General features: G+C 56.3%; 9 protein-coding genes. 6 read left to right on the top strand and 3 right to left on the bottom strand.

Annotated features, from left to right (window positions below):
• Nucleotides 1-44: 44 nt before the first annotated feature.
• The 3 genes from fhuA to hrpB all read right to left on the bottom strand — a co-directional run bounded on the left by fhuA (nt 45) and on the right by hrpB (nt 7,626).
• The gene (fhuA, locus tag APU11_RS12435; RefSeq protein WP_013095637.1) at nt 45-2,294 is read right to left on the bottom strand and encodes a ferrichrome porin FhuA; all 2,250 of its coding nucleotides are present in this window, start codon (nt 2,292-2,294) and stop codon (nt 45-47) included.
• Between the two features lie 231 nt (nt 2,295-2,525).
• Nucleotides 2,526-5,054 carry a bifunctional glycosyl transferase/transpeptidase gene (gene mrcB / locus APU11_RS12440; protein ID WP_038981237.1) on the bottom strand — a complete coding sequence of 843 codons (2,529 nt, stop codon included), beginning with the start codon at nt 5,052-5,054 and terminating at the stop codon, nt 2,526-2,528.
• 142 nt (nt 5,055-5,196) lie between these two features.
• Complete coding sequence (gene hrpB, locus APU11_RS12445; RefSeq protein ID WP_058650407.1) at nt 5,197-7,626, bottom strand: ATP-dependent helicase HrpB; 2,430 nt, start codon at nt 7,624-7,626, stop codon at nt 5,197-5,199.
• A gap of 73 nt (nt 7,627-7,699) precedes the next feature.
• On the opposite strand from hrpB, the gene thpR reads away from it, so the two are divergent.
• From thpR to folK, 6 genes are all read left to right on the top strand, one after another.
• Nucleotides 7,700-8,254 carry an RNA 2',3'-cyclic phosphodiesterase gene (thpR, locus tag APU11_RS12450; RefSeq protein WP_058650408.1) on the top strand — a complete coding sequence of 185 codons (555 nt, stop codon included), beginning with the start codon at nt 7,700-7,702 and terminating at the stop codon, nt 8,252-8,254.
• Nucleotides 8,244-8,948, top strand: a complete 705-nt coding sequence (gene sfsA / locus APU11_RS12455) for a DNA/RNA nuclease SfsA (RefSeq protein WP_058650409.1) — start codon at nt 8,244-8,246, stop codon at nt 8,946-8,948. Before thpR ends, sfsA begins: the two co-directional genes overlap by 11 nt.
• A gap of 176 nt (nt 8,949-9,124) precedes the next feature.
• On the top strand, nt 9,125-9,580 hold the full coding sequence (gene dksA, locus APU11_RS12460) for an RNA polymerase-binding protein DksA (RefSeq protein WP_013095632.1): 456 nt from the start codon (nt 9,125-9,127) through the stop codon (nt 9,578-9,580).
• A gap of 59 nt (nt 9,581-9,639) precedes the next feature.
• Nucleotides 9,640-10,530, top strand: coding sequence for a tRNA glutamyl-Q(34) synthetase GluQRS (gluQRS, locus tag APU11_RS12465; RefSeq protein ID WP_058650410.1), 891 nt, complete (start codon nt 9,640-9,642; stop codon nt 10,528-10,530).
• A gap of 42 nt (nt 10,531-10,572) precedes the next feature.
• Nucleotides 10,573-11,970 (top strand): polynucleotide adenylyltransferase PcnB, encoded by a 1,398-nt coding sequence (gene pcnB, locus APU11_RS12470; protein WP_072193776.1) that lies wholly within the window; start codon nt 10,573-10,575, stop codon nt 11,968-11,970.
• Nucleotides 11,967-12,446, top strand: coding sequence for a 2-amino-4-hydroxy-6-hydroxymethyldihydropteridine diphosphokinase (gene folK, locus APU11_RS12475; protein ID WP_058650411.1), 480 nt, complete (start codon nt 11,967-11,969; stop codon nt 12,444-12,446). Before pcnB ends, folK begins: the two co-directional genes overlap by 4 nt.

Consider the following 12,446-nt stretch of genomic DNA (forward strand, 5'->3'; position numbering starts at 1 on the left):
CAACTTAAATAAAAAGGGCACGGCGAACCGTGCCCGAAGAGAGATTAGAAGCGGAAGGTCGCGGTAGCCACAACCTGACGCTCAGCACCCCAGAAGCAACCGTAGGTGTTAAAGCAGCTGGCAACGTACTCACGATCGAACAGATTGTTCACATGCAGCGCCACGTTTGACCCCGCCATGCCAACGCGTGCCAGATCGTACCTGACCAGCGCATCAACGACGGTGTAGCTGCCCACTTTGAAGGAGTTAGCCGGATCACCATAGCTTGAGCCCGTATAACGCACGCCGGTGCCCAGCGTCAGACCAGACAGCGGACCATCATACATTGTGTAATCACCCCATACAGATGCCATGTGTTTCGGCACCTGGGCTGGTGTGTTGCCTTTGTAGTTAGTATCTGTCGTGTATTCCGCATCGGTGTAGGTATAGGAGCCAACAACGTTAACGCTCGCAGAGAGGGCTGCTTTCGCTTCCAGCTCTACGCCACGGGCACGGATTTCACCACCTTCAACCGAGAAGAAAGAACCCGCCGGGTCCGCCATCAGGTTGTTAGTTTTGGTCAGCTGGTACAACGCACCGGTGACAACGATCGGACGATCGCTCGGTACGTATTTCACGCCCGCTTCGTATTGCTTGCCTTTAGATGGCGAGAACAGTTTACCCTGTGCATCAGTCTGCGAAGCCGGTTCAAACGATTCGCTGTAGCTAAAGTAAGGAGTTACACCGTTATCAAACAGGTAGTTAACACCGCCACGCCAGGTGAACTGGGTATCATCACGTTTGGAGGTGGTATTGGTCACACGGTTATAGGACTCCTGATCGGCCCAGTCATAACGACCGCCCAAGGTTACCAGCACTTTATCCCACTGCGCCTGATCCTGAACATACAGACCCGTCTGTTTCTGGCGATTAAGGATTTGATAAGGACCTGAATTAGCCGGATCTTTTGAACCGAAATCAAAATCGCTGTTCACAGGATTATAGAGATCCAGCAGCGGAACAGAATCGTCATAACCAAACCAGGAATTGATGTCATTCCGCATACGCATGAAGTCAACGCCAGTCAGCAGTATGTGGTCCACCTCGCCGGTAGAGAATTTGCTTTGCAACTGGGTATCAACGGTGAAGTTCTGCAATTTTTCATTATCGACAACATATTTACGCGCCAGATAATGGCCTTTATCAGCAGGCGCAAGCGCCGCACACTGTTTGTTGCCAGCATTTGCCGGATCGGTGCAGACGCCATAGCCGTAAACGCTGTTTTGCGAAGTTTTGTTCTCGGCAAAGCGCAGATTCTGACGCACGGTGAAGGTATCGTTAAATTCGTGGTCGAAGCTATACCCCACCATTTTCTGGTTACGGGAATAGGTATTATTCTTCGCCCCTTCATTGAAGTTAGTCGGCAAACGCTCACCGTTTGGCAGTGGCTCCACTGTCCCCTCTTTTGGCAACCAGCCGTAGTAACCCGTTTCAGGCTCGTTCTGGAAATAAGAGAGGAAGGTAAATGTGGTTTTATCATCCGGACGCCATGAGAAAGATGGCGCGATAGCATAACGCTGCTCTTTCGCACGCTCCTGCTGAGCGTTATTTGAACGCGCAACCCCCGTTAAGCGATAAGAATAAACACCGTCGTCATCAATCGCATCGCTAAAGTCAAACCCGGTCTGGAACAGGCTATCCGTGCCCACTTTGAACTGGATCTCTTTCAGGGGATCGGTTGTTGGGCGCTTACTGACCATGTTCAGCAAACCGCCAGGGCTGCTTTTGCCGTACAGAACGGAAACCGGACCGCGCATGATCTCGGCGCGCTCCAGCATATAAGGATCAATAACGGCGTCGTTATAGAAATTCCCCTGCATTTTCATGCCATCGAGGTAGTTATTTTGAGACTGACCATCGGCCGCAAAACCGCGAATAATCAAGTAGTCATAGGTGTTTGATGCACCACGGGTGCCTACCGCAACGCCAGGGGTGTAACTTAATGCTTCTTTAACCGAGCGCGGTTGATGCAGTGCCATCTCTTCGGCTGTTACCACTGAAATAGATTGCGGTACCTTTTGAATGGGGGTGTCCGTTTTGGTCCCGGTCGCGGATTGTCTTGCTGCGATGGTAGCAGCTGGCCCCCAGGCACTTTCCTGTGCAGCCGGAGCGGCAGTGACAGTGATGGTTTCTTCTTTTTTCGGGGTTTCGGCAGCATGGGTATAAGCAGACATGCCGGCAACCGCTGTGGCTACGACAACTGCGATTTTACGCAGCGACGTGTTAATTGGCTGAGCAGTATTGGAAAGCGCCATGGTGTATCTCTGATAGAAAAGTGAATGATAACGTAAACGAGAATTATTATTATGACCGCAGCATAATAGGCGAAACGTTGGCTGCATAGCAAGCAGGAAGCGGCCCTACGAGAATTAAGGGTTTAAGAAATAACCAGGAGAAAACGAAGGGTTAATCAGAATTAAAACGAGGGTTAATAAAATGGGGGGAACGGGTAAAAAAATCCCCCCTTTCGGGGGGACCTTGAACGGTTAGTTACCGCCGAACATATCTCTAATCCAGCCCGCGACACCGTCGCTGTCTTTCTTCTCGTTCTGCTGCTGCGGCTGTTGTTGTTGCTGCGGCTGCTGAGGCTGAGAAGACTGGTCGAACGGGTTGCCCGTCGGCTGCTCTGGCTGGCTCTGCTGGCACAGGGAATCCGGGTTCGTTGTCCAGACAGGCAAGGTACGCATACCGCCGCCACAGACAAAGTTTCCGGAACTGTCCACACCCATATCCACGATATCCTCCGGCGCAACCAGGTTTAGCGGCACCGGAGACTGATTCGCCAGATAACGCTGGTAGATCGACATCGCCCCGCTCGCACCATACAATTTGGTTGGCTGGTTGTTGTCGCGGCCCACCCAGGTGATCACCACTTCACGACCATCGATACCGGCAAACCAGGTATCGACGTTGTTGTTGGTCGTCCCGGTTTTGCCCGCCAGATGCAGGCCCGGATACTTCGCCCCCAGCTGACGGCCGGTACCACGCTGCACAACCTGCTGCATCGTCCACAGCGTCATGTAGGCTGCCTGCGCCGGAACGGCGCGTTCCGCCTGCGGGAAGCTCTGATACAGCACGGAGCCATCTTCGGCAATCACCGAGCGCAGGGCTGACAGCGGTGCACGGTTACCACCGCTGGCAATGGTCTGGAACGCCTGTGCCACTTCGATTGGCGTCAGGTTTAACGCCCCCAGGATCATGGCTGGTACAGGGTGCAGCTGATCTTTGGCGACGCCCAGTTTCTGCCAGGTGTCGACAATCGCCGGCAGACCCAGTGCCATCCCCAGGTTTACCGTCGGCACGTTCATGGAGCGGGTCAACGCATCCACCAGCATTACCTGGCCGCTGAACTGTTTATCATCGTTCTGCGGTGACCAGACCTGGCCGTTAGGCTGACGCAGTGAGATCGGCGCGTCGGCAATCCAGGTATTCAGGCGATACAGATTTGGCTGGCTAAGGGCAGTGAGATAGGTTGCTGGCTTCGCCAGTGAACCGATCGAACGACGCGCCTGCATAGCACGGTTGTAACCTGCAAACTGCGGCTCAGCCCCGCCCACCATCGCACGGACTTCACCCGTGTTACGGTCAACCACCACCATCGCGGTTTCCAGGTCGCTTAGCTTACGCTGTTTCTTCAGCGCTGGAATGCCCTCAACGGCCGCTTTTTCTGCCGCATCCTGCGCCACGGAGTCAAAGGTGGTAAAGATCTTCACGCCGGAGAGATCTTTCACTTTATCACCGAGCTTGCTCTGCAGCTCCTGACGCACCAGCTGCATAAACGCAGGCTGAGGCGAAATCACACCGCCGCGCGGCTGCACGCCAAGCGGACGGGCGCTCAGCATGTCGTACAACTCCTGGTCAATCACCTGCTGTTGTTGCAGCAGACGCAGCACCAGGTTACGACGCTCCAGCGCCAGTTTCGGGTTACGCCACGGGTTATAGATGGACGCCCCTTTCACCATACCCACCAGCAGCGCCTGCTGGTCCAGGCTCAGCTCTTCCACCGGACGGCCAAAGTAGTACAGGCTCGCCAGCGGGAAACCGCGGATTTCGTTATCACCGCTCTGACCGAGATAGACCTCGTTCATATACAGCTCAAGGATACGATCCTTGCTGTAACGCGCATCCATCAGCACGGCCATGTACGCTTCGTTGGCTTTACGCCAGTAAGAGCGCTCGCTGGAGAGGAACAGGTTCTTCACCAGCTGCTGGGTAAGCGTACTTGCCCCCTGTACCGTACGGCCCGCCGTCAGGTTGGCCAGCACCGCACGACCAATGGAGTAGAGGCTGATACCATCGTGCTCATAGAAGTGACGGTCTTCGGTTGCCAGCAGCGTGTCCACCAGCAGGTCCGGGAAACCGTTACGGGCGACGAACAGACGCTGTTCACCATTCGCCGAAGAGAGCATGGTGATAAGACGCGGATCGAGACGGAAGAAACCGAACTGGCGGTTGTTATCCATGTTCTCGATGGTTTCCAGACGATCGCCGTCAAAGGTCAGACGCGCACGCACCTGCCCCTCTTTGCTGTCCGGGAAATCGAACGGACGACGGATCATCTCAATGCTTTTCGCCTGCACAGTAAATTCGCCAGGACGCGTCATTTTCGACACCTGACGATACTGGGTGGCCTCCAGCAGTTTCACCATCTCGTTCTTACTGATCGACATGTCAGGCTCAAGGTTCACCATGCGGCCATACACTGCCGCCGGCAATTGCCAGACTTTTCCGTCGATACGGCTGCGGATCTTCTGATCCAGATAAACGCCGTAGATCGCCATCAGTACAACAAAAACAATGAACAGCTTCAGCAGCAGCCAGAACCAGCCGCGTTTACCCCGAGGCTTACGCCCTTTGCCTTTTCCTTTACGCGGCATCGGTTCTTCATCCTCATAATCGTCTTCATAGTCATCGTCATAATCCTCATCTCTGAGGCGACGACGGCTCACCTTTTCTTTGGCCGGACGCGTTGGTTTTCCCTTACGCCCAATTGGCTCGCGGTCATTCCCCGCCATGCTTTTTCTCCGCAACGTTCAGGCGCAAAGGCCCGATTCTCATTTCTTCCACTGACCTGTGAAAGAAGAAATCTCTCAAAATTGCTTTTCTCCCTCTCCCTGTGGGAGAGGTCGGGGTGAGGGCATCAGGCCGCACTCCCCTTTACGAATATTTCTTCGTCCGCCGTGTCGGTGCCGTATTCGCCGGATCGTCCGGCCAGACATGTTTGGGATAACGCCCTTTCATCTCTTTTTGCACTTCACGGTAGCTCCCCGCCCAGAATGCGCCCAGATCGCGGGTAATCTGCAGCGGGCGATGCGCAGGTGACAACAACTCAAGCACCACGGCCACGCGCCCTTCGGCAATGGATGGCGTGGTCGCCTCGCCAAACATCTCCTGCATCCGTACCGCCAGCGCCGGTGGATTATCCTCGTGATAACGAATGGCAATCCGGCTGCCGGTCGGCACAGTGTAATGCCCTGGCAGTTCACTATCCAGACGTTGACGTAACGACCAGTCGAGTAAATTCTGTAACGCGACCTTAACATCAAGCGCTTTTAGTGCCCGCAGCGAGTGTACACCGCTCATTTGCGGCAGGAGCCAGGTTTCCAGCGACGCAAGTAACGAGTCATCATCCACCGCCGGCCAAGCATACTCCGGCAACCAGCGCGCGGCACAGTGCAGACGAATACGGTACTGTTCGGCCTCCGGGGTCCAGTTCAGAACACCTAAACCTTTTTCCCGGATACCGTTCAGCATTGCCTGGTGCAGCTCCTCTTCCGATGGCTTTGCCAGCGGCTTCGTCCCCAGGGTCAGTTTACCTATCTGGCTACGACGAAATGCCTTCAGGGTACCCTGCGCATCATCCCACTCGACGATGTCGGACTGCTGAAGCAGCTGCGGACAGGCGCGCGTGAGGGCATCGATATCCACAGCCACGGCCTGCAAAATTCGGGCATCGGGCGAGTGGCTACCCTGCAACAAGAGCGGCGCAATCAGCCATTCATGGCGCGTCAGGGCGTCATCGCTGTCCAGCATCGCACCCATGCCGTTTGCCAGCTGGTAGCGTCCATCCAGCCCGCGACGACGCGCGATCCTGTCGGCAAATGCCTGCGCCAGGAGAGGCGCAATGCTGTCAGCGTCCGGCGTACCACCACGGCTGTTAAGCCGTTTACAGAGCTTCTGCGCGCGCTGCTGCCAGTTCCCCTGATTACGTGAAAAGGCCTGCGCCAGATCGCAATTTGCACCACGAGGCGGCTCCTCAAGGATAGCCGCCAGTTTCGCCGCCGTGGCAATTTCATCATCCCCCTGCGCGGCCACCAGCATCGCCGCCAGCCGGGGATCGTTACCCAGCGCGGCCATTTTCTGCCCACGTGATGATAGCCTTTCGCCGTCCAGCGCCCCTAGCTGGGTCAGCAACGCGCGCGCCGCCGCCAGGTTTACCGCGGGAGGCGCATTGAGCCAGGTTAACTGCGCGGGCTCGGGGCAACCCCACTGCAACAGTTCCATGATCAGCCCCGAAAGATCGCTTTGTAAAATTTCCGGCGTGCTCTGCACAGCCGCGCGTTCGGCCTGTTCTGCGCTGATGAGATGTAAACAGATGCCCGGCTCAAGACGCCCGGCACGGCCAGCTCGCTGAACCATCGACGCCTGGCTGATGCGTTGCGTCAGCAGCTTTGTCAGCCCGGTGCGCGGGTCAAAACTGGCTACCCTCTCCTGGGCGCTGTCCACCACCAGGCGAATGCCTTCAATGGTCAGACTGGTTTCGGCAATATTGGTGGCCAGTACCACTTTACGCTGCCCCGTCGGCGCGGGAAGGATGGCCTTGCGCTGGTCACTCAACGACAGTGCGCCGTAGAGCGGGCAGAGCATTACGTCGCTGCCCACCCGGGCGGCAAGCTGCTCCTGCACCCGCTGGATTTCGCCAACGCCCGGCAAAAACAGCAGCAGCGAACCGGATTCCTGACGAAGCAAATCAGCCGTGGCGATCGCCACCGCTTCATCGAAACGCTGATGGGCAGGAAGCGGCTGATAGCGGCGCTCAACCGGAAACGCGCGCCCTTCGGAGGTGATGACCGGCGCATCCGGTAACGTCTGCTGTAGCCGCTCGTTATCCAGCGTGGCCGACATGATGAGCAGTCGGAGATCGTCCCGTAACCCCTGCTGGACGTCCAGCAACAGCGCCAGCGCCAGATCCGCCTGCAGGCTGCGCTCGTGGAACTCATCCAGAATCACCAGCCCGATGCCGGACAGTTCCGGATCGTTTTGCAGCATACGGGTGAGGATCCCTTCGGTCACCACTTCAAGCCGCGTGGACGGGCCGACGCAGGTTTCGGCGCGCATACGGTAGCCTACCGTCTCGCCCGGTTTTTCATTCAGCAGTTCCGCCAGGCGCTGCGCCACGTTGCGCGCGGCCAGCCTGCGCGGCTCCAGCAGGATAATCTTCCCGCTGATAATGCCTGCGTTGAGAATGTGCAGCGGTAGCCAGGTGGATTTACCGGCACCCGTAGGGGCGTTAAGTAAAACCTGCGGGGCATCCTGCAAGGCAGCGAGCAGTTCAGGAAGGACGACGGCGACCGGCAATGAGGACACTAACAGCTCCAGAGGGTTAACATTAGTCGGCGTACATTGTAGCATCGGCGCATATCATTACCGAGTCCCCTGTATGTCTGAGTCGAAACGACTGTTTTTCGCCATTGAGCTGCCCGCGCCGTTCCAACGGCAAATTGTTCGCTGGCGCGCCGAACATTTCCCGCCCGAAGCGGGCCGCCCGGTTGCTGCGGCAAACCTCCACCTGACACTGGCTTTTCTGGGCGAGGTCAGCGGCGAGAAACAGCGCGCCCTGGCGGCGATGGCCGGTCGGATTTCCCAGCCGGGATTTACGCTGACCCTTGACGATGCGGGGCAGTGGCTCCGCTCCCGCGTCGTCTGGCTGGGCACGCGCCAGCCGCCGCGCGGATTATTACAGCTTGCGAATATGCTGCGCGCCCAGGCGGCACGCAGCGGCTGTTACCAGAGCCCGCAGCCGTTTCATCCTCACATTACGCTACTGCGCGATGCCGGTCAGGCCGTTGCTATCCCGCCACCGGGCTTTCACTGGGCATTTCCGGTGACCTCTTTCGCGCTGTACGAATCTGTTTTTTCACAAGGACGCACCCGCTATACGCCGCTCCAGCGCTGGACGCTGGGCGATACCCTAAGGAATTCTGATGAAGTTTAGTCCTGCACTGCAACACGCCACGCTTATTCAACGTTACAAGCGTTTTCTCGCTGATGTCGTCACCCCTAAAGGGGAGCCGTTAACGCTGCACTGCCCCAACACCGGGGCAATGACGGGATGTGCGACACCGGGTGACACGGTCTGGTATTCCACTTCAGAAAATACTAAACGCAAATATCCTCACACCTGGGAAATGACGCAAACCCAACAAGGGGCTTTTATTTGCGTTAACACCCTGCGCGCGAATCAATTAGTTAAGGAGGCTCTGACGAACGGAACCCTTCCCGAACTGGTGGGTTATGGCACCCATAAATCTGAAGTGAAATATGGCGATGAAGGCAGCAGAATTGACTTTATGTTACAGGCGGAAGACCGTCCCGAGTGCTATATTGAAGTCAAATCAGTCACGTTAGCGGATCAGGAAAATGGCTATTTCCCGGATGCAGTCACGCTACGGGGACAAAAGCATCTGCGGGAGCTGATGAGTGTTGCGGCGGCGGGCAAACGCGCCGTACTGCTGTTTGCGGTTTTGCACTCAGCCATTGAACGGTTTTCTCCAGCCCGCCATATTGATCTCAAATACGCGCAATTGTTGAATGAGGCACAAAAGCAGGGGGTAGAGGTTTTGGCTTATAAAGCGGAACTTTCTGCCGATAATATGACTCTGAGATCCTCTCTTCCCATTGTCTTATAAGGGAATAGACGATTGATGAATAAGTGTTCTGGCCGCGTGCGCAAATACGCTTTTCCTCACAGGCTTGTCAAGTGTTACGTTTAGATAATTGCCATACGGAAAAGCATCTGCTATTTATAGCGACCTGATTTTTCCCCCAACACGGGGATCGATAGTGCGTGTTAAGGAGAAGCAACATGCAAGAAGGGCAAAACCGTAAAACATCGTCCCTGAGTATTCTCGCCATCGCTGGGGTGGAGCCGTATCAAGAGAAACCGGGCGAAGAGTATATGAATGAAGCCCAGCTGTCGCACTTCAAGCGTATTCTTGAAGCATGGCGTAATCAACTCAGGGATGAAGTCGATCGCACCGTTAGTCATATGCAGGATGAAGCGGCTAACTTCCCGGATCCGGTAGACCGTGCCGCTCAGGAAGAAGAGTTCAGCCTTGAACTGCGTAACCGTGATCGCGAGCGCAAACTGATCAAAAAGATCGAAAAAACGCTGAAGAAGGTCGAGGACGAAGATTTTGGCTACTGCGAATCCTGTGGTGTTGAAATTGGCATTCGTCGCCTGGAAGCGCGTCCGACCGCCGATCTGTGCATCGACTGTAAAACGCTGGCAGAAATCCGCGAAAAACAGATGGCGGGTTAATCCCGGTCCTGTTTACCCACTCCAAAGGCGGGAGTCTCTCCCGCCTTATTACTGTTGATATGTCTGAATCTCACTATATCGGGCGCTTCGCGCCATCCCCCTCCGGTGAATTACATTTCGGCTCGTTAATTGCCGCTCTCGGCAGCTACCTGCAGGCTCGCGCACGCCTGGGTAAATGGCTAGTCCGCATTGAAGATATTGATCCTCCGCGTGAAGTTCCCGGTGCAGCAGACACCATTCTGCGTCAGCTGGAACATTACGGTCTTCACTGGGACGGCGAAGTTGTCTGGCAATCAACACGTCACGACGCCTACCGGGAACGTCTGGCCTGGCTCGCTGAGCAGGGGCTCTCATATAACTGCACCTGTACCCGCGCGCGCATACAGAGCGTGGGGGGCGTCTATGACGGCCACTGCCGCACGCTCAACCACGGCCCGGAAAACGCCGCCGTTCGTCTGATCCAGCGTGCCCCTGTGCTTCACTTTAACGACCTACTCTCTGGCGACATTCATGCGGATGAACGGCTGGCACGGGAAGATTTTATTATCCACCGCCGTGACGGGCTGTTTGCCTATAACCTGGCGGTGGTGGTGGATGACCACTTTCAGGGCGTCACCGAAATTGTGCGCGGAGCCGATCTGGTTGAACCTACGGTGCGGCAAATAGCGTTGTATCACCAGTTTGGCTGGACGGCACCGGATTACATTCATCTGCCGCTGGCCGTCAACGAGCGGGGCGATAAGCTGTCGAAGCAAAACCACGCCCCCGCCCTGCCAGATGGCGATCCGCGCCCCGTTTTGATCGACGCGTTACGATTTCTCAACCAGAATGTAACCAACGAATGGCAGGATCTTTCCATTGACGAATTGCTGAAACAGGCCGTTGCCACCTGGTCGCTCACGAGCGTGCCAAAAATCCAGCATTCTCAAATGCGTTGCGCTGGGCTATGATTAGCCGCTTTTTTCATAACAAAACACACTACGAGGTGTACCATTTTTACCCGAGTCGCTAATTTTTGCCGTAAAGTGCTAAGCCGCGAAGAGAGCATGGCGAATGACGCTATTGCGCAACCACAGATGTCGGTTATCCCGCGTGAGCAGCACAATATTTCCCGCAAAGATATCAGTGAAAATGCCCTCAAGGTGCTCTATCGTCTGAATAAAGCGGGCTACGAGGCCTATCTCGTTGGCGGTGGAGTACGTGATTTACTGCTGGGCAAAAAACCCAAAGATTTCGACGTGACGACCAGCGCCACGCCCGAACAGGTGCGTAAATTATTCCGCAATTGCCGTCTCGTTGGCCGCCGTTTCCGTCTGGCACACGTCATGTTTGGGCCGGAAATTATTGAGGTGGCGACGTTCCGTGGTCACCACGAAGCGGGCGCATCCGATCGCACAACTTCCCAGCGCGGCCAGAACGGTATGCTGCTGCGCGACAACATCTTCGGTTCTATCGAAGAAGATGCCCAGCGTCGCGATTTCACCATCAACAGCCTTTACTACAGCGTGGCGGATTTCACCGTGCGTGATTACGTCGGCGGCATGCAGGATCTGAAAGAGGGCCTGATTCGCCTGATCGGCACGCCGGAAACCCGGTATCGCGAAGATCCGGTGCGGATGCTGCGCGCCGTGCGTTTCGCCGCCAAGCTGGATATGCGCATCAGCCCGGAGACGGCAGAGCCGATCCCGCGTCTGGCGACGCTTATCAATGACGTACCGCCAGCCCGCCTGTTCGAAGAAGCGCTCAAACTGCTGCAAGCCGGTCACGGATTTGCCACCTATAACCTGCTGCGCGAATACAACCTTTTCCAGCCGTTATTCCCGTCCATTACCCGCTACTTCACCGAAAATGGTGACAGCCCAATGGAACGCATGATTGCGCAGGTGCTGAAGAATACCGACACCCGTATCCGCAACGATATGCGTGTGAACCCGGCGTTCCTGTTTGCGGCGATGTTCTGGTATCCGCTGCTGGAAACCGCTCAGCGCATTACCCAGGAAAGCGGCCTCGCCTATTATGACGCTTTCGCCCTGGCGGCAAACGACGTGCTGGACGAAGGCTGCCGTACGCTGGCCATTCCGAAACGTATTACCACGCTGGTGCGCGATATCTGGCAGCTTCAGCTGCGTATGTCCCGTCGTCAGGGCAAACGCGCCTGGAAGCTAATGGAGCATCCTAAGTTCCGCGCGGCCTTTGATCTGCTCTCTCTGCGTGCTGAAATTGAACGCAACCAGGAGCTGCAGCGTCTGGCGCAGTGGTGGGCCGAGTTCCAGGTCTCCGCACCGCCGGAGCAGAAAGACATGCTCACTGGCCTTGATGAAGAGCCGGCGCCGCGTCGTCGTCACCGTCGTCCGCGCAAGCGCGCACCGCGTCGCGAAGGCACGGCATGACCCTCGCGTATATCGCTATCGGCAGCAATCTGGCCTCTCCTCTGGAGCAGGTTAATGCTGCCGTTCAGGCGCTGGGTGAGATCCCCCAGAGCCGCATTGTGGCAGTCTCCTCGTTTTACCGTACACCGCCGCTCGGCCCGCAGGATCAGCCTGATTATCTGAACGCCGCCGTGGTGCTGGACACCGCGCTGGATGCCGAAACGTTGCTGGATAACACCCAGCGCATTGAGCTGCAACAGGGTCGCGTGCGTAAAGCAGAGCGCTGGGGGCCACGTACCCTTGACCTCGACATCATGCTGTTTGGTAATGAGGTGATTAACACTTCACGCCTCACGGTGCCGCATTACGACATGAAAAATCGCGGATTTATGCTCTGGCCGCTGTTTGAAGTCGCCCCTGATCTCACCTTCCCGGACGGCATCCCACTCAGGGAGATCCTGGACAACCTCCTCGCAGAAAAACCCGCTCGCTGGTAA

This window comes from Enterobacter sp. 50793107, from assembly GCF_001463365.1.
GTDB classification, from domain to species: Bacteria; Pseudomonadota; Gammaproteobacteria; order Enterobacterales; family Enterobacteriaceae; genus Enterobacter; species Enterobacter cloacae.

Bases quoted from the DNA above. Each gene is read 5' to 3' on its own strand.
- fhuA (WP_013095637.1), bottom strand. From the start codon at position 2,294: ATGGCGCTTTCCAATACTGCTCAGCCAATTAACACGTCGCTGCGTAAA.
- folK (WP_058650411.1), top strand. From the start codon at position 11,967: ATGACCCTCGCGTATATCGCTATCGGCAGCAATCTGGCCTCTCCTCTG.
- dksA (WP_013095632.1), top strand. From the start codon at position 9,125: ATGCAAGAAGGGCAAAACCGTAAAACATCGTCCCTGAGTATTCTCGCC.
- sfsA (WP_058650409.1), top strand. From the start codon at position 8,244: ATGAAGTTTAGTCCTGCACTGCAACACGCCACGCTTATTCAACGTTAC.
- thpR (WP_058650408.1), top strand. From the start codon at position 7,700: ATGTCTGAGTCGAAACGACTGTTTTTCGCCATTGAGCTGCCCGCGCCG.
- mrcB (WP_038981237.1), bottom strand. From the start codon at position 5,054: ATGGCGGGGAATGACCGCGAGCCAATTGGGCGTAAGGGAAAACCAACG.
- gluQRS (WP_058650410.1), top strand. From the start codon at position 9,640: ATGTCTGAATCTCACTATATCGGGCGCTTCGCGCCATCCCCCTCCGGT.